General features: G+C 61.3%; 21 protein-coding genes. 14 read left to right on the top strand and 7 right to left on the bottom strand.

Going from position 1 to position 19247, the window contains the following annotated elements:
* Positions 1-2: 2 nt before the first annotated feature.
* Positions 3-905 (bottom strand): TIGR01777 family oxidoreductase, encoded by a 903-nt coding sequence (locus AB4N47_RS01360; RefSeq protein WP_130900215.1) that lies wholly within the window; start codon positions 903-905, stop codon positions 3-5.
* 197 nt (positions 906-1102) lie between these two features.
* On the opposite strand from AB4N47_RS01360, the gene AB4N47_RS01355 reads away from it, so the two are divergent.
* The 12 genes from AB4N47_RS01355 (at position 1103) to AB4N47_RS01300 (ending at position 11224) form a co-directional block, all read left to right on the top strand.
* The gene (locus AB4N47_RS01355) at positions 1103-2089 is read left to right on the top strand and encodes an NAD(P)/FAD-dependent oxidoreductase (RefSeq protein ID WP_024014282.1); all 987 of its coding nucleotides are present in this window, start codon (positions 1103-1105) and stop codon (positions 2087-2089) included.
* Positions 2086-2301 (top strand): TIGR02450 family Trp-rich protein, encoded by a 216-nt coding sequence (locus AB4N47_RS01350; RefSeq protein ID WP_341639436.1) that lies wholly within the window; start codon positions 2086-2088, stop codon positions 2299-2301. Before AB4N47_RS01355 ends, AB4N47_RS01350 begins: the two co-directional genes overlap by 4 nt.
* A gap of 213 nt (positions 2302-2514) precedes the next feature.
* Positions 2515-3477: a YbgA family protein gene (locus AB4N47_RS01345; RefSeq protein ID WP_041479992.1), complete on the top strand. Its 963-nt coding sequence runs from the start codon at positions 2515-2517 to the stop codon at positions 3475-3477.
* The gene (locus AB4N47_RS01340; RefSeq protein WP_016773222.1) at positions 3477-4418 is read left to right on the top strand and encodes a MerR family transcriptional regulator; all 942 of its coding nucleotides are present in this window, start codon (positions 3477-3479) and stop codon (positions 4416-4418) included. Before AB4N47_RS01345 ends, AB4N47_RS01340 begins: the two co-directional genes overlap by 1 nt.
* A gap of 16 nt (positions 4419-4434) precedes the next feature.
* Positions 4435-5880 carry a deoxyribodipyrimidine photo-lyase gene (phrB, locus tag AB4N47_RS01335; RefSeq protein WP_341639435.1) on the top strand — a complete coding sequence of 482 codons (1446 nt, stop codon included), beginning with the start codon at positions 4435-4437 and terminating at the stop codon, positions 5878-5880.
* A complete protein-coding gene (locus AB4N47_RS01330; protein WP_341639434.1) occupies positions 5873-6295 on the top strand; it encodes a nuclear transport factor 2 family protein in 423 nt (140 codons plus the stop codon). The genes phrB and AB4N47_RS01330 overlap by 8 nt, the downstream gene beginning before the upstream one ends.
* Positions 6292-7074, top strand: a complete 783-nt coding sequence (locus AB4N47_RS01325) for an SDR family NAD(P)-dependent oxidoreductase (protein ID WP_016773219.1) — start codon at positions 6292-6294, stop codon at positions 7072-7074. Before AB4N47_RS01330 ends, AB4N47_RS01325 begins: the two co-directional genes overlap by 4 nt.
* Entirely contained in the window at positions 7071-8318 is a 1248-nt protein-coding gene (locus AB4N47_RS01320) for an NAD(P)/FAD-dependent oxidoreductase (RefSeq protein WP_341639433.1), read from the top strand. Before AB4N47_RS01325 ends, AB4N47_RS01320 begins: the two co-directional genes overlap by 4 nt.
* Positions 8315-9130 (top strand): DUF1365 domain-containing protein, encoded by an 816-nt coding sequence (locus AB4N47_RS01315; RefSeq protein ID WP_341639432.1) that lies wholly within the window; start codon positions 8315-8317, stop codon positions 9128-9130. The genes AB4N47_RS01320 and AB4N47_RS01315 overlap by 4 nt, the downstream gene beginning before the upstream one ends.
* On the top strand, positions 9117-10382 hold the full coding sequence (locus tag AB4N47_RS01310) for an SAM-dependent methyltransferase (RefSeq protein WP_016773216.1): 1266 nt from the start codon (positions 9117-9119) through the stop codon (positions 10380-10382). Before AB4N47_RS01315 ends, AB4N47_RS01310 begins: the two co-directional genes overlap by 14 nt.
* A complete protein-coding gene (locus tag AB4N47_RS01305; protein WP_341639431.1) occupies positions 10375-10866 on the top strand; it encodes a DUF2878 domain-containing protein in 492 nt (163 codons plus the stop codon). Before AB4N47_RS01310 ends, AB4N47_RS01305 begins: the two co-directional genes overlap by 8 nt.
* A 52-nt stretch (positions 10867-10918) precedes the next feature.
* Complete coding sequence (locus AB4N47_RS01300; RefSeq protein WP_024014290.1) at positions 10919-11224, top strand: YkgJ family cysteine cluster protein; 306 nt, start codon at positions 10919-10921, stop codon at positions 11222-11224.
* Between the two features lie 135 nt (positions 11225-11359).
* On the opposite strand, the gene AB4N47_RS01295 is transcribed toward AB4N47_RS01300, so the two are convergent.
* The 6 genes from AB4N47_RS01295 to hemA all read right to left on the bottom strand — a co-directional run bounded on the left by AB4N47_RS01295 (position 11360) and on the right by hemA (position 16719).
* Positions 11360-11878 carry an acyloxyacyl hydrolase gene (locus tag AB4N47_RS01295; RefSeq protein WP_122507863.1) on the bottom strand — a complete coding sequence of 173 codons (519 nt, stop codon included), beginning with the start codon at positions 11876-11878 and terminating at the stop codon, positions 11360-11362.
* Positions 11879-11989: 111 nt separating this feature from the next.
* Positions 11990-12781, bottom strand: a complete 792-nt coding sequence (gene murI, locus AB4N47_RS01290) for a glutamate racemase (RefSeq protein ID WP_024014292.1) — start codon at positions 12779-12781, stop codon at positions 11990-11992.
* Positions 12774-13529 carry a molybdopterin-synthase adenylyltransferase MoeB gene (locus tag AB4N47_RS01285; protein ID WP_341639430.1) on the bottom strand — a complete coding sequence of 252 codons (756 nt, stop codon included), beginning with the start codon at positions 13527-13529 and terminating at the stop codon, positions 12774-12776. Before AB4N47_RS01285 ends, murI begins: the two co-directional genes overlap by 8 nt.
* Positions 13523-14353, bottom strand: coding sequence for a peptide chain release factor N(5)-glutamine methyltransferase (gene prmC / locus AB4N47_RS01280; RefSeq protein ID WP_341639429.1), 831 nt, complete (start codon positions 14351-14353; stop codon positions 13523-13525). The genes AB4N47_RS01285 and prmC overlap by 7 nt, the downstream gene beginning before the upstream one ends.
* Positions 14354-15436, bottom strand: coding sequence for a peptide chain release factor 1 (gene prfA, locus AB4N47_RS01275; protein WP_016773210.1), 1083 nt, complete (start codon positions 15434-15436; stop codon positions 14354-14356).
* Entirely contained in the window at positions 15433-16719 is a 1287-nt protein-coding gene (hemA, locus tag AB4N47_RS01270; protein ID WP_016773209.1) for a glutamyl-tRNA reductase, read from the bottom strand. Before hemA ends, prfA begins: the two co-directional genes overlap by 4 nt.
* A 182-nt stretch (positions 16720-16901) precedes the next feature.
* On the opposite strand from hemA, the gene AB4N47_RS01265 reads away from it, so the two are divergent.
* Positions 16902-18626 carry a tetratricopeptide repeat protein gene (locus tag AB4N47_RS01265; RefSeq protein ID WP_041480005.1) on the top strand — a complete coding sequence of 575 codons (1725 nt, stop codon included), beginning with the start codon at positions 16902-16904 and terminating at the stop codon, positions 18624-18626.
* Positions 18627-18629: 3 nt separating this feature from the next.
* Positions 18630-19247, top strand: a complete 618-nt coding sequence (gene lolB, locus AB4N47_RS01260) for a lipoprotein insertase outer membrane protein LolB (protein ID WP_016773207.1) — start codon at positions 18630-18632, stop codon at positions 19245-19247.

Raw genomic sequence — 19247 nt, 5'->3', positions numbered from 1 at the left:
TTTCAGAGGCGGCTGGAGAGATCATCCAGAGCCGCGCGTAAATCCGTAAAGCGGAAAGCGAACCCCGCTTCGAGCAAGCGTGCCGGCGTGGCGCGCTGGCCGCCGAGCAATAACAGTGACAGTTCGCCGAGCATGACCTTCAGCGCCAGGGTCGGCATCGGCATGAACGCCGGGCGGTGCAACACACTGCCCAGCGTCTTGGCAAATTCGCGGTTGCGCACAGGTTTCGGCGCGCAGGCATTATAAGGACCGCTCGCCTGATTCCGGTGCAGAAGAAAATCAATCAGGGCGATTTGATCGTCGATGTGAATCCATGGCATCCACTGCCGACCATTGCCCAAAGGCCCGCCCAGCCCGAGCTTGAACGGCAGCAACAGCCGCGACAAAAAGCCGCCCTCGGCCGACAGCACCAGACCGGTTCGCACCAGCACCACACGGATGCCGAGATTCTCGGCACGCAGCGCGGTTTCTTCCCAGGCGATGCACAACTGACTGGCGAAGTCGTCGATGCCGGGCGGCGATTCTTCAGTCAACTCGCGTTCGCCACCGTCGCCGTACCAGCCGATCGCCGAGCCGGAAATCAGCAGCGACGGTTTCTGCGCACGAGTTTCCAGCCACGCCAGCAGCGTTTCCGTCAGGGTGATGCGGCTGCTCCATAGCAACGCCTTGCGTCGATGGGTCCAGGGGCGGTCGGCAATCGGCGCACCGGCGAGATTGACGATCGCATCCAGCGGCTCTTCGCCGAGGTCCTCCAGACGCGAAATTCCGCGCACTTGCGCGCCGCAGATCTGCGCGACTTTTTCCGCGCGGCGACTCCACACCGTCAGCCGATGGCCCTGCTCCAGCCAGTGCCGGCAGAGCTGACGTCCGATCAAACCAGTACCGCCGGTCAGCAATATGTGCATGACATCTTCCTCGCGTGGCGTTTAACCCGGATCACTAGTCTATTTTTATAGGCAGGGATCTTTTCGATCGGGCAGGCTCTATGGTTTAACAATAGGCCAAGCTGTCAGAACGAGAACGCTAGAAGTTATACCAAAAAACATAATTGTACAGGTTTGATCGACGGCGTAGTCTGTACAGAAAGGTAAACGAGGCCCCTATGACTGTACCTATCGCAATCATCGGCACCGGCATCGCCGGGCTCTCCGCCGCTCAGGCTCTGACAGAGACCGGGCATACCGTTCAACTGTTCGATAAAAGCCGCGGCAGCGGCGGGCGCATGTCGAGCAAGCGCAGCGACGCCGGCTCGCTGGACCTAGGCGCTCAATACTTCACCGCGCGTGACCGGCGCTTCGTCACCGAAGTGCAGCGCTGGCAGAGCCAGGGCTGGGCCGCCGAGTGGGCGCCGCAGCTGTACACCTTCCAGGGCGGCCAACTGAACATGTCGCCGGACGAGCAGACCCGCTGGGTCGGCACGCCGCGCATGAGCGCCATCACCCGCGGCCTGCTCGATGGCCTGGACGTGCAGTTTGCCTGCCGCATCACCGAGGTCTATCGCGGCGAAGAGCACTGGCATCTGCAGGACGCCGATGGCTGCACCCACGGCCCTTTCAGCCACGTCGTGATCGCCACACCGGCACCGCAAGCCACCGCGTTGCTGGCCGCCGCGCCGAAACTTGCCGGCGTCGCTGCCGGGGTGAAAATGGAGCCGACCTGGGCCGTCGCTCTCGCCTTCGAAACCCCGCTGGATACGCCAATCGAAGGCTGCTTCGTGCAGGACAGCCCGCTCGACTGGCTGGCGCGCAACCGCAGCAAACCCGGGCGCGACAGCACTCTCGACACGTGGGTGCTGCATGCAACCAGCGCCTGGAGCCGGCAACACATCGACCTCTCCAAGGAGGCGGTGATCGAGCATCTGCACGGTGCTTTCGCCGAACTGCTGCACAGCGCCATGCCTGCGCCGACCTTCAGCCTCGCCCACCGCTGGCTCTACGCCCGCCCCGCCACTGGCCATGAATGGACCACACTGGCCGATGTCGATCTGGGCCTGTACGCCTGTGGCGACTGGTGCCTGTCGGGCCGCGTTGAAGGCGCCTGGCTCAGTGGTCAGGAGGCTGCACGTCGCTTGCACGAACACCTGCAATGAATCGCATCAATCCGCGCAAATTGCTGCTGTCGAAGTGGACAGCAGCCTATCCGCAAAATCGCGAAAAACATTTTCTGGTCACCGAACTGATCCGCGACGAGGAAGGTACGGTGCTGGAAGTTGAATTGCAGGCGGTGCTGACCCAGCGTAGCGAGCGGCTGGATTGGCAGGTGCTCAAAGACAGCAAGCTCTGGTTACTCGGCTGGAAATAGATTTCCCTTGTGGTGGCGGGCCTGCTCGCGAAAGCGCTGTATCAGATTCGAATTCGTAGACTGCCCCACTGCTTTCGCGAGCAGCCTCGCTCCCACAGATCAACGCCGCACAAAAATCTTATACAAATCATTTGACTTGTACATCCATCGATCTATGCTGAGGAAAAGTTGTACAGAGATAACTCTCTGTACAGGTATAGATTCGAGGTGCTCATGTCTACTGCTTCCCTGTCCAAGCCGAAGATCGCCATCAGCGCCTGCCTGTTGGGCGAAGAAGTGCGCTACAACGGTGGGCACAAGGAATCGCGGCTGTGCAGCCGTACCCTCACCGAATATTTCGACTTCGTCCCGCTGTGCCCGGAAGTCGCCATCGGCATGGGCATTCCCCGTGAGCCGATCCGGCTGGTCGGCGACCCTGAACAACCCGAGGCGGTCGGCACCGTCGACCGGACCATCAACGTCACCAGGCCGCTGGCCGAGTACGGCGAGAAAATGGCCGCCGAGTTGCAGGACCTGTCCGGCTACATCTTCATGCAGCAGTCGCCCTCCTGCGGGCTGGAACGGGTCAAGGTCTATCACGACAACGGCGCGCCAGTGAACGGTGGCGGACGCGGCATCTATGCGCAGGCATTCTGTGCACAGCATCCGGATCTGCCGGTGGAAGAAGCCGGGCGCCTCAACGATCCGGTGCTGCGGGAAAACTTCATCACCCGCGTCCTGGCCTACAGCGCCTGGCAACAAGTGCTCGCCGAAGGCCTGAGCCGCCGCGCCCTCACCGAATTCCATTCGCGCTACAAGTACCTGCTGATGGCGCACAACCCGCTGCAATACAAAAACCTCGGCAAGATGCTCGGCAACATGGCTGACAGCGATCCCGCCGAGCTCGGCCCGCGCTACTTCAGCGAGCTGATGGCCGCGCTGAAGAAATGCGCCACGCGCGGCACCCATTGCAACGTGCTGCTGCACCTCAGCGGTTATTTGAAACAATCGCTGAGCGCCGAAGACAAACAGGAAATGCAGCAGATCATCGGCCAGTATCGCCAGGGCATCGTGCCGCTGGTGGTGCCGTTGACGCTGCTCAAACACCACTTTCGACTCCATCCGGACCCGTACATCGCGCAGCAGGTTTACCTGCAGCCGCATCCGGAAAACCTCAGTCTGCGAAACGCGATCTAATGAACGATAAAACCGACAGCAGCGCCCGGGAAGACCTCGGCGCCGACTTCAAGAAAGCCCTCGACGAGGGCTGGTTGCCGATTCGCGAAGTCGCGCGGCAGACCGGCGTCAACGCCATCACCCTGCGCGCGTGGGAACGTCGCTACGGCCTGGTGGTGCCCCAGCGCACGCCCAAGGGCCATCGACTGTATAGCGCTGAACATGTGCAGCGAATCATGGCCATCCTCACCTGGCTCAACCGTGGCGTTGCGGTCAGCCAGGTCAAGCCACTGCTCGATGCGCCGCAGGCCTTCACGGAAACCGTGGAAAACGATTGGCAGCGTCTGCATCAGACGTTGTTGTCAGCGGTCACCTCGCTCAATGAGCGCGCGCTGGATGACAGCGTCAATCAGGCCATCGCCTTGTATCCGCCACGGACGTTGTGCGAGCAATTGCTGATGCCGCTGCTGGCCGAGCTCGAACAGCGCTGGCAGGGCCAGTTCGGCGCACAGATGGAACGGACGTTTTTCTTTTCCTGGTTGCGCAGCAAATTCGGCGCACGCATCTACCATAACAACCGCCAGTTGCATTCGGCGCCGCTGCTGTTGATCAATCATTCCGACCTGCCGCTGGAGCCACATCTGTGGCTGTGCGCATGGCTGATCAGCAGTGCCGATTGCCCGGTGCAAGTGTTCGACTGGCCACTGCCGGCCGGTGAACTGGCGCTGACCGTCGAGCATCTGCAAGCCCGTGGCGTGCTGCTGTATTCGAGCAAAGCCATGCAACTGGCGCAGCTGCCCAAGCTGTTGGCGAACGTCAATTGCCCGACCTTGATTGCTGGCCCCACGGTGCACATTCACCACACCGAGTTGTCCGCACGCACCGCCCAGACTGCCGATCTGTTCCTGGCTGAAGATCCGCTTGCCGCACACCAGGCGCTGCTCGAGCGCGGATTGATTTGATGATGGGTTTAATCACATGCAACTGATCTGGCTGCGCAGCGACCTGCGCCAACATGACAACACCGCCCTCGCGGCCGCCGCAGCGCGCGGCCCGACTGTGGCAGTGTATCTGTTGAGTCCGCAGCAATGGCTGGAGCACGACGATGCGCCGTGCAAAGTGGATTTCTGGCTACGCAATTTGCGCGAACTGAGCCAGAGCCTCGGCGCGCTGAACATTCCGCTGTTGATTCGCAGCGCGCCGCACTGGGATCAGGCGCCAGCAGAACTGCTCAAGCTGTGCCGGCAATTAAAGATCGAGGCGGTGCACGTCAACGAGGAATACGGCGTCCACGAAAGCCGCCGCGATGAAGCCGTGGCCGAAACGATGCGGGCCGAGGGCATCGAGTTCCACAGCTATCTGGATCAGTTGCTGTTCAAACCCGGCACGATCCTGACCAAGACCGGCACCTACTTCCAGGTGTTCAGTCAGTTCCGCAAGGTCTGCTACGAACGCCTGCACCGCTCGATGCCGGCATTGATCAAAGCACCGGGCAAACAGGCCGCGCTGGATATCGAAAGTGACGCAATTCCCGAGGCGGTCAAAGGCTTCGCCACGCCGAGCGAATCCCTGCGCGCCCTGTGGCCGGCCGGCGAGCAAGAGGCGCGGCGCCGCCTCGACACCTTCACCGACGCGCAGATCGATTATTACCGCAGCGAACGCGACTTCCCGGCCAAACCCGGCACCAGCCAATTGTCGGCGTACCTCGCCGCCGGGGTGATCTCGCCACGCCAGTGCCTGCACGCTGCACTGCAAAGCAATCAGGGCGAGTTCGAAAGCGGCAAGGTCGGCGCAGTGACCTGGATCAACGAGCTGCTGTGGCGCGAGTTCTACAAACACATTCTGGTCGGCTATCCACGCGTCTCGCGGCATCGCGCCTTCCGCCCGGAAACCGAGGCGCTGGCCTGGCGCGATGCGCCGGAAGAACTCAAGGCCTGGCAAGAGGCACGCACCGGTCTGCCGATCATCGACGCGGCGATGCGCCAATTGCTCGAAACCGGCTGGATGCACAATCGCCTGCGCATGGTCGTGGCGATGTTCCTGACCAAAAATCTGTTGATCGACTGGCGCGAGGGCGAACGCTTTTTCATGCGCCACCTGATCGACGGCGACCTGGCGGCCAACAACGGTGGCTGGCAGTGGAGCTCATCGACCGGCACCGACTCGGCGCCGTACTTCCGTATCTTCAACCCGTTGAGCCAGTCGGAAAAATTCGATGCCGAAGGCGTGTTCATCAAGCACTGGTTGCCGGAACTGGCCGGGCTCAACAAGAAGGAAGTGCACAATCCGGCGGCAGCCGGAGGACTGTTCGGCGTGGCCGATTATCCGGCCCCGATCGTCAACCTCAGCACTTCACGCGAGCGTGCGCTGACGGCGTTCAAGAACCTGCCGTCGCGCCAGCCTGTGGGCGGCAGCGATGAGTGAATTCCTGCGCAGCTTCGCCCGCGAGTTTTGCGGGTTGAACAAAGACAACCTGCATCGCCTCGGCGAGCTGTACAGCGACGACATTCATTTCACCGATCCGCTGCACGAAGTTCAGGGCCTGGCACAACTTCGGGATTACTTCAGTGAGCTGTACGCCAACGTCAGCGATCTGCGTTTCGATTTTCACGGTTTTGACCAGATCCGCGAAGGTGAGGGTTACCTGCGCTGGGTCATGAGTTATCGCCATCCGCGCCTGGCCAAGGGCCGGGAAATCAGGGTCGGTGGCTGTTCGCACCTGCTCTGGCGCGACAAGGTTTATCGCCATCGGGATTATTTCGATGCCGGGGCGCTGCTGTATGAACACTTGCCAATATTGGGCCGGGTGATTGCCTGGCTGAAAAGGAGAATGGGATGAGTCGTACACCTCCACGGCGGTATTGGTTGACCGGCGCCAGCAGTGGCATCGGTGCAGCCTTGTGTGAGGACATTCTGAAAAGCGGCGCACACCTGGCGGTCAGCTCGCGCTCGGCCGCGCCGCTCAAGGTTTTGTCCCAGCGCTACCCGGGCCAGGTGCTGGTGGTGCCCGGCGATCTGACCAACAGTCAGACCGTGCGCGAAATCGGTGAGCAGATCGCCGAGGCCTGGGGTTCGCTGGACAGCGTGATTCTCAACGCCGGCACCTGTGAATATGTCGACGCGCGCCAGTTCGATTCGTCGATCATCGAGCATGTGGTGCGCACCAATCTGCTCGCCAGCAGCTATTGCATCGAAGCCGCCCTGCCGCTGTTGCGAAAAGGCACCGCGCCGCATCTGGTCGGCATGGCCAGCTCGGTGACTTACCTGCCGCTGCCACGGGCCGAAGCCTACGGCGCATCGAAGGCCGGGCTGCGTTACCTGTTCGAATCGCTGCGCATCGATCTGGCGGATGAAGGCATTGAAGTCACCATCATCAGCCCGGGTTTTGTCGAAACGCCGCTGACCGAAAGGAACGATTTCCCGATGCCGCTGAGCTGGCCTGCGGATAAAGCGGCGCGGCACATCTTCGCCAAACTCAAGGACCGTCCGCTGGAAATTGCCTTCCCGGGGCTGTTCATGGCCGCGCTGTGGCCGTTGTCGAAGCTGCCCGCTCGCGCGCAACTGGCGATCGGCAAACGCATGGTGCGCAAGAACCCACCGCAGCGGGACCCGATATGAAAATCGCCGTAATTGGCAGCGGTATCGCCGGGCTCACCTGCGCCTACCTGCTGAACCGCCGCCACGACATCACCGTGTTCGAAGCGAGTGACTGGGTCGGCGGCCATACCCACACCGTACCGGTCAGCGTGGGCGGGCAATCGTTCGCCATCGATACCGGTTTTATCGTCTTCAACGACTGGACCTACCCGAACTTCATTCGCTTGCTCAACCAGCTCGGCGTGGCGTTCAAGCCGACCGAAATGAGCTTTTCGGTAACCGACCCGGACACTGGGGTGGAGTACAACGGCAACAACCTCAACAGCCTGTTCGCCCAGCGCAGCAATCTGTTGTCGCCGGGGTTCTGGGGCATGCTGCGCGATATTCTGCGCTTCAACAAAGAAGCCCAGCGCGACCTGATCGAACTGCGCATCGCCGCCGACACCACCCTCGACGATTACCTCAAGGCCGGCGGCTACGGCGAGCGTTTCATCCTGCATTACATCGTACCGATGGGCGCGGCGATCTGGTCGATGCCGATGGCGGAAATGCTCAATTTCCCGCTGCAGTTTTTCCTGCGCTTTTTCAAGAATCATGGCCTGCTGTCGGTCAGCGATCGGCCGCAGTGGCAGGTCATTGAAGGCGGTTCCAGTGCCTATATCGCACCGCTGACCGCTTCGTTCAGCGACAGGATACGTCTGAACTGCCCGGTCAAACGCGTCGAGCGCAACCAGCACGGCGTGGTTATCCACAGCCCGGCCGGCCTCGAACATTTCGACAAAGTGGTGTTCGCCTGTCACAGCGATCAGGCGCTGAACCTGCTGGCCAACCCGAGCGACGCCGAGCGTTCGATTCTCGGTGCCCTGCTCTACGCCGACAACGATGTCGTGCTGCACACCGACACGCGCCTGCTGCCGACGCGCAAACTGGCCTGGGCCTGCTGGAATTATCGCCTCGGGGGCGCCGGCCATACGCGCGCGGCGGTCACCTACAACATGAACATCCTGCAGGGCATCGAGAGCGACACTACGTTCTGCGTCAGCCTCAACCAGACTGCCGGCATCAGCCCGGACAAGGTACTGGCCCGCTATACCTACGCCCACCCGCAATACACCCTCGCCGCAGCGGCCGCGCAAAACCGTTGGGGCGAACTCGATGGCGAGCAGCACACACATTATTGCGGCGCCTACTGGGCCAACGGTTTTCACGAAGACGGCGTGGTCAGCGGGCTGCGCGTAGCCGCCGCGTTCGGTGAAACCCTGTGAACAGCGCTCTGTACAACGGCGTCATCGGCCATCGACGTTTTTCGCCGCGCCGCCACGAATTCCGCTACCGCATCGGCCTGCTCTATCTCGATCTGAGCGAGCAGGATGCCGTGCTGGCCCTGTCGCCACTGGCGGGGCGCAGCCGCTTCGCGCCGTTCGCATTTCGCGAAACCGATTACCTCAAAGCCTTCACCGGCAAGGGCATGCGCCTGATCGACGCGGTCCGCCAGCAGGTCGGCGCAGCCATCGGTCATGAGCCACAAGGCGCGGTATGCCTGCTGACCCAGCCGCGCAGCTGGGGGCTGTCGTTCAATCCGGTGAGTTTCTTCTACTGCCATGAAGCCGACGGGCAACTGGCGGCGATCGTTTGTGAAGTGACCAACACGCCATGGCGCGAGCGTTATCACTATGTGCTGCCGGCGCAGACGCCGACCAGCCTGGTGGATTTCCATCAGCATTTCGCTGTGGCCAAGGCGTTTCACGTCTCGCCGTTTCTGCCCCGCGACCTCGAATACCGCATGAGCTTCAGCCCCGCTGCGCAAAGCCTTGGCGTGCACATGGCCGATTGGCAGGGCAACGAGAAACTGTTCGACGCCACGCTCAATCTGCGCCGTGAACCGCTCGATCGTCGCAGCCTGCATCGCTACCTGCGGCGCTTCCCGTGGATGACTGCAAAAACCGCTCTGGCGATTTATTGGCAAGCACTGCGACTGCTGCTCAAGCGCGCGCCGATCTTCCCTCACCAGGCTGCCGACGGCAGCTTTAAAACCGCCACTGTGCCTCCGAAGGAGCCGCACCATGAAATCCTCTAGCCTGCCGCTCGGTCGCTTCAGCACCAACGGTTTGACCGGCTCGCTGCTGCGCCGTGGCGTGTTGCGCCAATTGGCCCAGCTTAAACACGGACAATTGATGGTCGTCGAGGATGGCGAACAAATGCTTTTCGGCACCCCGGGCAGTGCTCTGCTCGGCGAAGTCCATGTACTCGACCCGGCCCTGTGGGGCATGGTCGCCAGCAGCGGCTCGATCGGCGCCGGCGAAGCATTCATCCACGGCTATTGGAGTTCGCCGGACCTGACTGCTGTGGTGCGCGTGTTCGTCAGCAATCTCGATGTACTCGACGCCATGGAAGGTGGCCTGGCGCGTCTGGGCCGGCCCTTCGTGCAAGGCCTGCATTGGCTCAATCGCAACACGCGCAAGGGTTCGCAGAAAAACATCGCCGCGCACTACGACCTCGGCAATGAACTGTTCGAACAGTTTCTCGACCCGACCATGATGTATTCCGCCGCCCAGTTCCTTTCGCCGAGCGACACCCTGGAACAGGCGCAACTGAACAAACTTGAACGCATCTGCCAGAAACTCGCGCTCAAACCCAGCGACCACCTGCTGGAAATCGGCACCGGCTGGGGCAGCATGGCGTTGTACGCGGCGCAGCATTACGGTTGCCGCGTGACCACCACGACGCTGTCGAAAGAGCAGTTCGCGTTCACTGCCAAACGCATCGAACAATTGGGCTTGCAGGACCGCGTCACCTTGCTGCTCAAGGATTACCGCGACCTGAGCGGCGAGTACGACAAACTGGTGTCGATCGAGATGATCGAAGCGGTCGGCCATCGGTTCCTGCCCACCTACTTCAAGCAATGCGCGCAGTTGCTCAAGAGCAACGGCCTGATGCTGCTCCAGGCGATCACCATTCGCGAACAACGCTATGAACAGGCCAAGCGCAGCGTCGACTTTATCCAGCGCTATATCTTTCCCGGTGGCGCCCTGCCCTCGGTGCACAAGATGCTCGATGTGGTCAGCCGTGAGACCGACATGAACCTGCTGCACATGGAAGATTTCGGCCTGCATTACGCCAAGACCCTGCGCCTGTGGCACGAGAACTTTCGCCTCGCCCATGGTCGCCTGAGCGAACTGGGCTACGACGATTATTTCCTGCGCCTGTGGGAGTTTTACCTGTGCTATTGCGAGGGCGGATTCCTCGAACGCACCATCGGCACCGCGCAATTGCTGCTGGCCAAACCGGCGGCGATGACCGCGCCGTTGCTCGGGCGCTTCGATGCGTGAGCAAATCGCCAATGCCGTGCTGTTTCAGCTCGGCTGGCTGGCCTGCGTGCTCGGCGGCAACAGTTTATGGCTGTTGCTGGCGGTGGCGGTGCTGGTGATTCATCTGCGCTGGATCAGCAGTTGGGCGGCGGAAGGTCGTTTGATTCTGTGCATAGTGATTGTCGGCACGGCGGTGGACAGCGTCTTGCGTTACCTCGACGTGTTCCGCTTTGCAGACGCGTCACCGCTGATTCCGCTGTGGCTGATGCTGCTGTGGGCGCTGCTCGCCACCACGTTGCGCCACTGCCTGGCCTGGAGCGCGCGGCCATGGTGGCTGGCCAGCGGACTTGGCGCGTTGGGCGGCGCATTGTCGTACTACGCTGGCGGACGCCTGGCAGGCGTGCAATTTCCCTATGGCGAGGCGGCGACGCTGATCGTTATCGGGCTGCTCTGGGCAGGCTTGTTCCCACTGCTGCATTTGATGGCGCGGCGTCTGGCGCCGTGAGCGTCCGTCAGCGCTTTCACACCCACGGCGATCACTGCCTTACACTGCCACGATGAAAACCATCCCCCACACCCAAATTGCCGAACCGGCGGTCACCTGCTCGACCTGTGCGGCGTGCTGCTGCCAGCTCGAAGTGATGCTGATCACCGACACCGGCGTGCCTGATCGCTTTATCGATACCGATGAATGGGGCGGTGAAGTGATGCTGCGTCTGGACGACGGCTGGTGCGCGGCGCTGGATCGCGACAGCATGATGTGCACGATCTATGAACGACGCCCGCTGATTTGCCGCGAGTTTGAAATGGGCGCGCCGGAGTGCATCGAAGAGCGCCGGGGTATTGCGACAGCCTACCGCTGATTTCTTTGACAACGCAGAAACAACTGTGGGAGCGAGCCTGCTCGCGAAGGCGGTGTGTCAGCCACCATTTGAATTGACTGACACTCGGCTTTCGCGAGCAGGCTCGCTCCCACGTTGGTTCCGCGTAGCGGCGTGTTACAGCGGCATTGTGTAATGCAGCGCGTAGCTTTCTACACCATCGTTGTCGCTGGACAGGCCGGCGTTGGAGTAGTGCGTGGCGCGGATGCCGACTTCGTGACCGCCGTTGAAGCGCAGGCCGACACCGATGCGGTCTTCGAACTGGAAGGAACCGCCCAGCTTGTTGCTCTCATATTCGGTGTTGGAGAAGAACGCCGCGCCGATACCCGCTTCAACGTACGGTTTGACCGACTGACCGGCAAACTCGTAAACGAATACAGGCGAGAACGACAGGCTGTTGTTGCTGGAAGTCTTGTCACCTTCCCAATACGTGTACGCACCGCTCCAGTAGCCGGTCAGGCGACCAACGTCGCTCTGCAGCCAGCTCTTGTCCCAGTCGAAATTCATGCCTAAGCGATACGTCATTGTCGAATCGCTGGTACCGCCGACGGCGAATTCAACGCCAGCGGCTTGTGCAGAAATGCTTTGCCCCATCAGTGCGGCCGCAATCGCGGCCAAGCAGAATAGTCGCTTCACTTTGAAACTTCCTTTTCCGGAACGATCGTTTGGTTTTTAGTTGCTGCTGTCGCTATAGAAATCCGCGCTTGGTCAGAAGTTCAGCGTTTTTTAAGTTATTTCACATTTTTTTTACAAGTCGAAGTTTTGCACATTCGACGCAGTTTGGCCCAGCAACGGTAGGATTTTTCTGAGGGATTGCGGATCGCCGCTGGTCCAGAACTTCACCGGCTGGCTCGGACGTTGCGCTAGCAGATCACGCTCGGCGAGCAAGCGCTGCAACTGCCGGGCCACGGCAGCTCCGGTATCGATCAGGCTGACATCGTCGGCGATCATCGACCTGAGTAACGGCTTGAGGAAGGGATAATGGGTGCAGCCAAGAATGATTGTGTCGCAGTTTTGCGCCAGCAATGGAGCGACGTAACCTTGCAATAAAGTGCGTAATTCGGCGCTGTGCAGATCACCCGTTTCGATCAGTTCGACCAGTCCCGGACAGGGCTGGGTGATGACTTTTATGTCAGCCGCGAAACGATCGAGCAACGCGGCAAACTTTGCGCTCTGCAACGTGCCGGTCGTGGCCAGGACGCCAACCACGCCGCTTCGCGTGGCCGCTGCGGCCGGTTTGACCGCCGGTTCCATGCCGACAATCGGCCAGTCCGGGAAATCACGACGCAAATCGGCCACACCGGCCACGGTCGCTGTGTTGCAGGCCAGCACCAAAGCCTTGGCACCCTGCTCGCGAAAAAATCCTGCCATCGCACTGCAACGCTGGCGGATGAATTCCGGGGTTTTCTCGCCGTAAGGAATGTGCCCGCAATCGGCGACATAAAGCAGCGATTCGTTGGGCAGCAAGCGCTGAATTTCGCCGAGGACCGACAAGCCGCCGACCCCGGAATCGAACACGCCGATCGGCGCTTCACGCATGGCGCGCGCCACAGACGCTGCAGCCCGGATCACGCTTGACCCGCAGCTCACGGAAGCGCGAACCCAGCGCGTCGATCAGCAACAAACGCCCCACCAATGGCTCGCCAAAGCCGACCAGCACCTTCAACGCTTCCAACGCCTGCAAGCTCCCCACCAGACCAACCAGCGGACCGACCACGCCGGCCTCGCTGCAGGTCAGTTCGGCTTCGCTGCCGTGTCCGTACAGGCAGTGGTAGCAAGGGCTTTCGGCACGCCTTGGATCGAACACCGACAACTGCCCTTCCAGACGAATTGCCGCACCGCTGACCAAGGGCTTGCACGCGGCAACACAAGCGGCGTTAACCGCCTCGCGCGTGGAAAAGTTGTCCGAACAATCGAGCACCAGATCCACCGCCGCCACCGCTGCGGCGAGGGAATCGGCGTCCAGCGCCTGGCGATGGGCGACCAGTTGAATCTCGGGATTGATCGCGCCAAGGCGCTTGAGCGCCGAGTCGACCTTGGACATGCCGACACTGTCGGTGTCGTGAATGATCTGCCGTTGCAGGTTGGTCAGATCGACCGTGTCGAAATCCGCCAGATGCAACTCGCCGACGCCGGCTGCCGCCAGATACAACGCCACCGGCGCGCCGAGACCGCCAAGGCCGACGATCAGCACGCGGCTGGCCTTGAGCTTCAGTTGCCCGTCGATGTCGACGTGTTGCAGCAGAATCTGCCGGCTGTAGCGCAGCAATTCCTGATCATTCAGCACGGCAGGCGCCCCAGACTGATGCGTTGATGGCCGCCCAGATCGGTGCGGCTGTGGACTTCTTCAAAGCCACGAGTGAGCAGCAGATCACGCACGGCTTCGGCCTGATCATAGCCGTGTTCGAGCATCAGCCAGCCGCCGGCTTCAAGATGATCCGGCGCCTGCGCAACAATCAGGCGCAGATCGTCGAGGCCATCTTCACCGGCGATCAGCGCACTGGCCGGTTCGAAGCGTACATCGCCCTCGACCAGATGCGGATCGGCGGCGGCAATGTACGGCGGGTTGCTGATGATCAGTTGAAAGCGCTGGCCTTCAAGGGCGCTGAACCAATGGCTGCTCAGCACCGTAGCGTTGTTCAGGTGCAGACGCTGGCGATTGCGTTCGGCCAGGGCCACGGCTTCAAGCACACGATCCACAGCGGTGACCTTCCACGCCGGGCGCTCGCTGGCCAATGCCAAAGCAATCGCGCCACTGCCGGTGCCCAGATCAAGAACCTTGGCCGGGGTTGCCGGCAGCAGCTCAAGGGCTGCCTCTACCAAAAGTTCTGTATCGGGACGCGGAATCAGCGTATGTGGCGCGACTTCCAGATCGAGATTCCAGAAGCCCTGCTGGCCGAGAATGTAGGCCACCGGCTCGCCACTGCGGCGGCGTTGCAAATACTCGGCAAAGGTCAGCGCAGCCTCGCTCGGCACGATGCGCTCGGGCCAGGTGTGCAGGAAGCTGCGCGACTTGCCCAGTGCGGCGGCGAGGAGCAATTCAGCGTCCAGACGAGCCGTCGGCGAGTCCGGCAACTCGGCAGCGCGCAACAGGCTGGCGATGATGGTCATTTATTCACCTATCGCTGCGAGTTGGTCAGCCTGATATTCGGCCAGCAACGGCTCGATCACAGCTTCAACGCCACCGGCGAGAATTTCATCCAGCGAATACAGGGTCAGGTTGACGCGATGGTCGGTGACACGGCCCTGGGCGTAGTTGTAGGTGCGGATACGCTCGGATCGATCGCCGGAACCGACCAGCAACTTGCGCTCACTGGCAATCGCGTTGGCCGCCGCAGCGTTCTGCTGATCGTTGAGTTTCGCCGACAGCCACGCCATCGCCCGGGCACGGTTCTTGTGCTGGGAACGTTCTTCCTGACACTCGACGACGGTGCCGGTCGGGATGTGGGTGATGCGGATCGCCGAATCGGTGGTGTTGACGTGCTGACCACCGGCGCCAGAGGAACGGTAAGTGTCGACACGCAGATCCGCCGGGTTGATCTCGATGGCTTCGCGCTCATCCGGCTCCGGCAACACCGCCACGGTGCAGGCCGACGTGTGGATCCGGCCTTGGGATTCGGTGGCGGGGACACGTTGGACGCGGTGTGCGCCGGACTCGAATTTCAGCTTGCCGTAAACGTTGTCGCCTTCGATGCGCGCGATGACTTCTTTATAGCCACCGTGTTCGCCTTCGTTTTCCGAGAGGATCTCTACGCGCCAGCCACGCCGCTCGGCATAACGCGAGTACATGCGAAACAGGTCGCCGGAGAAGATCGCCGCCTCGTCGCCACCGGTGCCGGCGCGGATTTCGAGGAACACGTTACGCCCGTCATTCGGATCTTTAGGCAGCAGCATGCGCTGCAGATCGGACTCCAGCGTGACCAGCAACTCCTTGGCTTCGCGAACTTCTTCCACGGCCATTTCGCGCATGTCCGGGTCGTTGTCCTTGAGCAGCGCCTGCGCGCCTTCAAGATCGCTTTGTACGCCGAGCAGCTTTTTATAGGCGGCCACTACCGGCTCGAGTTCGGCGTACTCCTTGGAATAGGCGCGGAATTTGGCCTGATCGGCAATGACTTCACCGTCGCCGAGCAGCGCGGTCAGTTCCTCGAAACGGTCCTGGAGAATGTCCAGCTTGTTGAGCAGTGACGCTTTCATTGCGGTTTTTTATCCGAAAAACTATCCGGTGAGCCCTCAAGGGCAAAGAGTTCCTGGGCCATGGCCAGCGCATCGAGGCGGCCTTCGGCAGACAGCTTTTTCAACTGCACGCTGGGCGCATGCAAAAGTTTGTTGGTCAGGCCACGGGCCAGTTGCCCGAGCACGTCTTCGGCGTTGCCACCGTTGGCCAGCAGACGCAGGGCTTTTTGCAGCTCCTCGTCGCGCAGGCGTTCGCTCTGTTGACGATAGGCCTTGAGCACATCGACTGCCGCCAGTTCGCGCAGGCGCACCATGAAATCGTCGGCGCCGACCGAGACCATTTCCTCCGCCGCTTGCGCAGCGCCCTGACGGCTCTTGAGGTTCTCGGCGACCACTTCGTGGAGATCGTCGACGCTGTACAGGTAAACGTCGTCGAGCTCGCCGACTTCCGGCTCGATATCGCGCGGTACGGCAATGTCGACCATGAAGATCGGCTTGTGCTTGCGCAGCTTCAGCGCACTTTCCACCGCACCCTTGCCCAAGATCGGTAACTGGCTGGCGGTCGAACTGATGACGATATCGCTGCGCACCAGCTCCGCCGGAATGTCCGAGAGCAGCACCGCATGAGCGCCGAACTGCTCGGCCAACTGACTGGCGCGCTCCAGCGTGCGGTTGGCAACGACGATGCGCTTGACCCCCAGCTCATGCAAATGGCGCGCGACCAGCGTAATCGTCTCGCCGGCACCGATCAGCAGCGCCTGGCTGCGTTGCAGATCGCTGAAAATCTGTTTCGCCAGGCTCACTGCGGCAAACGCCACCGACACCGGGTTCTCGCCGATCGCGGTATCGGTACGCACTTGCTTGGCGGCATTGAACGTCGCCTGAAACAGCCGCCCCAGCAGCGGACCGATGGTGCCGGCCTCGCGGGCCACGGCGTAGGCCGATTTCATCTGGCCGAGAATCTGGGGTTCGCCCAGCACCAGCGAGTCGAGCCCGGAAGCGACGCGCATCATGTGACGAACAGCCGCATCGTCTTCATGCACATAGGCACTGGCGCGCAGCTCGTCCAGGCTCAGATGGTGATAATCGGCCAGCCAGCGCAGCACGACATCGGCCGAGAGCTGATCCTGTTCTATATAAAGCTCACTGCGATTGCAGGTGGAGAGGATCGCAGCTTCGCGGCTGTCGGTCAGTCGGCAGAGCTGCTGCAAGGCCTCCACCAGCTGCTCAGGGGTAAAGGCCACGCGCTCGCGGACGTCTACTGAAGCAGTCTTGTGGTTAATACCGAGTGCAAGGAAGGCCATTCAAGGTCGCTGGTGGTGACGTGAAGCCGGCAATTGTCCTACTTCGAAAGATTCAGAACAACTACCGCTGACTATTGTCCCAATCGTCAGCCCCTATAATGGCCACAATTGAGTCTCGGTTATGTTTGGCCGAAGGCTTGTGTCATGATGATCCGACCGCAGGTTAGTCGTCCTCTTCCTATATGAATAGATCTTCCGCGTTGCTCCTCGCTTTTGTCTTCCTCAGCGGCTGCCAGGCCATGGCGCCCGTTGCGCCGGACGGCACCCCGCCGGTCGAAGACACCACGCCCGCACCTGAAAAGCCCAAGGTTTACGGCTCATTCAGCGAGGAAACCGTGTTCAGCCTGCTGAGCGCCGAACTCGCTGGCCAGCGCAATCGTTTCGACATTGCCCTGGACAACTACGTGACCCAGGCCATCAACACCCAGGATCCGGGCGTCTCCGAGCGGGCTTTCCGCATCGCCGAATATCTGGGCGCCGATCAACCGGCCCTCGACACCGCGCTGATCTGGGCCCGCAATGCCCCGGACGATCTCGAAGCGCAACGCGCCGCTGCCGTACAACTGGCTCGCGCCGGGCGTTACGACGACTCCATGGTCTACATGGAGAAAGTCCTGCAGGGCAAGGGCGACACCCATTTCGACTTCCTCGCACTGTCGGCCGCCGACACCGATCAGGAAACCCGCAACGGTCTGATGAAAAGCTTCGACCGTTTGCTTGAGCGCCACCCGAACAACAATCAGCTGATTTTCGGCAAGGCTCTGCTGTTGCAGCAGGACGGCGACAATCAAGGCGCGCTGACTCTGCTCGAAGACAACCCACCGGAAGACGGCGAAATTGCACCGATCCTGCTGCGTGCGCGCCTGCTGCAATTGCTCAACCGTGGCGACGAAGCGCTGCCGCTGTTGCAGAAAAGCATCAGGAAATACCCGGAAGACAAGCGCCTGCGCCTGACTTACGCGCGCATGCTGGTCGAACAGGACCGCATGGACGACGCCAAGGCCGAATTCTCCACCCTCGTTCAGCAATACCCGGAAGACGACGAACTGCGTTATTCGCTGGCACTGGTGTGCCTGGAAGCCAAGGCGTGGGATGAGGCCAAAGGTTATCTGGAAGACCTGATCGCTCGCGAAAGCCACGTCGATTCGGCACATCTGAACCTCGGCCGGATTGCCGAAGAGCGCAACGACCCGCAAGGCGCGCTCATCGAATACGCACAGGTCGGCCCGGGCAATGACTATCTGCCGGCACAGCTGCGTCAGGCCGATATCCTGATGAGCAACGGCAAGACCGCCGAAGCGCAGAGCAAACTGGCGGCCGAGCGTGACGAGCAACCGGATTACGCGATTCAGCTGTATCTGATCGAATCGGAAAGCCTCTCGGCCAACAAACAGGACGACAAGGCCTGGAAGGTTCTGCAACAAGCGCTGCAGAAATACCCGGACGATCTCAACCTGCTTTACACCCGCGCCATGCTCGCGGAGAAACGCAATGATCTGGCGCAAATGGAGAAAGACCTGCGCCTGATCATCAAGCGCGACCCGGACAACGCCATGGCGCTGAATGCGCTGGGCTACACCTTGTCCGATCGCACCACCCGCTACGCTGAAGCGAAAACGCTGATCGAGCAGGCGCACCAGATCAATCCGGAAGACCCGGCGGTACTCGACAGCCTCGGCTGGGTGAACTATCGCCTGGGCAATCTGGACGATGCGGAGAAATACCTGCGCCAGGCGCTCGAGCGCTTCCCCGACCACGAAGTCGCCGCGCACCTTGGCGAAGTCCTCTGGGCCAAGGGCAATCAACGCGAAGCCAAACAAGTGTGGGGCAAGTTCCTCAAGGATCAGCCCGACAGCACCATTCTGCGCAGCACCATCAAGCGCCTGACCGGATCCGAGAATCTTTAAACCATGCTTTTGCGCCACGTTATTGTTTTCAGCTTCATCGCCCTGCTCGCCGGCTGCTCGGGTTTCGGCACTCGCGAATCGGTCGAGGGCCACGGCAGCCCGGCCCAGTGGGCGGCAAACAAACAGCAACTGACCGGCCTCGACGGCTGGCAGATCGACGGCAAGATCGGCATCCGCGCGCCGAAGGATTCCGGCAGCGGCACACTGTTCTGGCTGCAGCGTCAGGACTACTACGACATTCGCCTGTCCGGCCCGCTGGGTCGCGGCGCGGCACGCCTGACCGGGCGTCCGGGCAAGGTGTCGCTGGAAGTCGCCAACCAGGGCCGCTACGAATCGCAATCACCCGAAGCTCTGCTAGAAGAACAGCTGGGCTGGAAATTACCGGTGTCGAATCTGGCCTGGTGGGTTCGTGGCCTGCCCGCTCCGGAAAGCAAAAGTCGCTTGAACCTGGACGCCGACAGTCGTCTGGCCAGCCTTGAGCAGGACGGCTGGAAAGTCGAATACACCGCCTACACCGAACAGAATGGTTACTGGCTCCCCGAGCGCATCAAGCTGCACGGCACCGACCTCGACGTGACGCTGGTGATCAAGACCTGGCAACCGCGCAAGTTGGGGCAATAA

This window comes from Pseudomonas sp. S3_G06, from assembly GCF_054667565.1.
This window is presented reverse-complemented; position numbering and strand designations above follow the sequence as displayed.

Excerpts from the sequence above, each read along its gene's own strand:
- AB4N47_RS01360 (WP_130900215.1), bottom strand. The coding sequence starts at position 905 with ATGCACATATTGCTGACCGGCGGTACTGGTTTGATCGGACGTCAGCTC.
- AB4N47_RS01355 (WP_024014282.1), top strand. The coding sequence starts at position 1,103 with ATGACTGTACCTATCGCAATCATCGGCACCGGCATCGCCGGGCTCTCC.
- AB4N47_RS01350 (WP_341639436.1), top strand. The coding sequence starts at position 2,086 with ATGAATCGCATCAATCCGCGCAAATTGCTGCTGTCGAAGTGGACAGCA.
- AB4N47_RS01345 (WP_041479992.1), top strand. The coding sequence starts at position 2,515 with ATGTCTACTGCTTCCCTGTCCAAGCCGAAGATCGCCATCAGCGCCTGC.
- AB4N47_RS01340 (WP_016773222.1), top strand. The coding sequence starts at position 3,477 with ATGAACGATAAAACCGACAGCAGCGCCCGGGAAGACCTCGGCGCCGAC.
- phrB (WP_341639435.1), top strand. The coding sequence starts at position 4,435 with ATGCAACTGATCTGGCTGCGCAGCGACCTGCGCCAACATGACAACACC.
- AB4N47_RS01330 (WP_341639434.1), top strand. The coding sequence starts at position 5,873 with ATGAGTGAATTCCTGCGCAGCTTCGCCCGCGAGTTTTGCGGGTTGAAC.
- AB4N47_RS01325 (WP_016773219.1), top strand. The coding sequence starts at position 6,292 with ATGAGTCGTACACCTCCACGGCGGTATTGGTTGACCGGCGCCAGCAGT.
- AB4N47_RS01320 (WP_341639433.1), top strand. The coding sequence starts at position 7,071 with ATGAAAATCGCCGTAATTGGCAGCGGTATCGCCGGGCTCACCTGCGCC.
- AB4N47_RS01310 (WP_016773216.1), top strand. The coding sequence starts at position 9,117 with ATGAAATCCTCTAGCCTGCCGCTCGGTCGCTTCAGCACCAACGGTTTG.
- AB4N47_RS01305 (WP_341639431.1), top strand. The coding sequence starts at position 10,375 with ATGCGTGAGCAAATCGCCAATGCCGTGCTGTTTCAGCTCGGCTGGCTG.
- AB4N47_RS01300 (WP_024014290.1), top strand. The coding sequence starts at position 10,919 with ATGAAAACCATCCCCCACACCCAAATTGCCGAACCGGCGGTCACCTGC.
- murI (WP_024014292.1), bottom strand. The coding sequence starts at position 12,781 with ATGCGTGAAGCGCCGATCGGCGTGTTCGATTCCGGGGTCGGCGGCTTG.
- prmC (WP_341639429.1), bottom strand. The coding sequence starts at position 14,353 with ATGACCATCATCGCCAGCCTGTTGCGCGCTGCCGAGTTGCCGGACTCG.
- prfA (WP_016773210.1), bottom strand. The coding sequence starts at position 15,436 with ATGAAAGCGTCACTGCTCAACAAGCTGGACATTCTCCAGGACCGTTTC.
- hemA (WP_016773209.1), bottom strand. The coding sequence starts at position 16,719 with ATGGCCTTCCTTGCACTCGGTATTAACCACAAGACTGCTTCAGTAGAC.
- AB4N47_RS01265 (WP_041480005.1), top strand. The coding sequence starts at position 16,902 with ATGAATAGATCTTCCGCGTTGCTCCTCGCTTTTGTCTTCCTCAGCGGC.
- lolB (WP_016773207.1), top strand. The coding sequence starts at position 18,630 with ATGCTTTTGCGCCACGTTATTGTTTTCAGCTTCATCGCCCTGCTCGCC.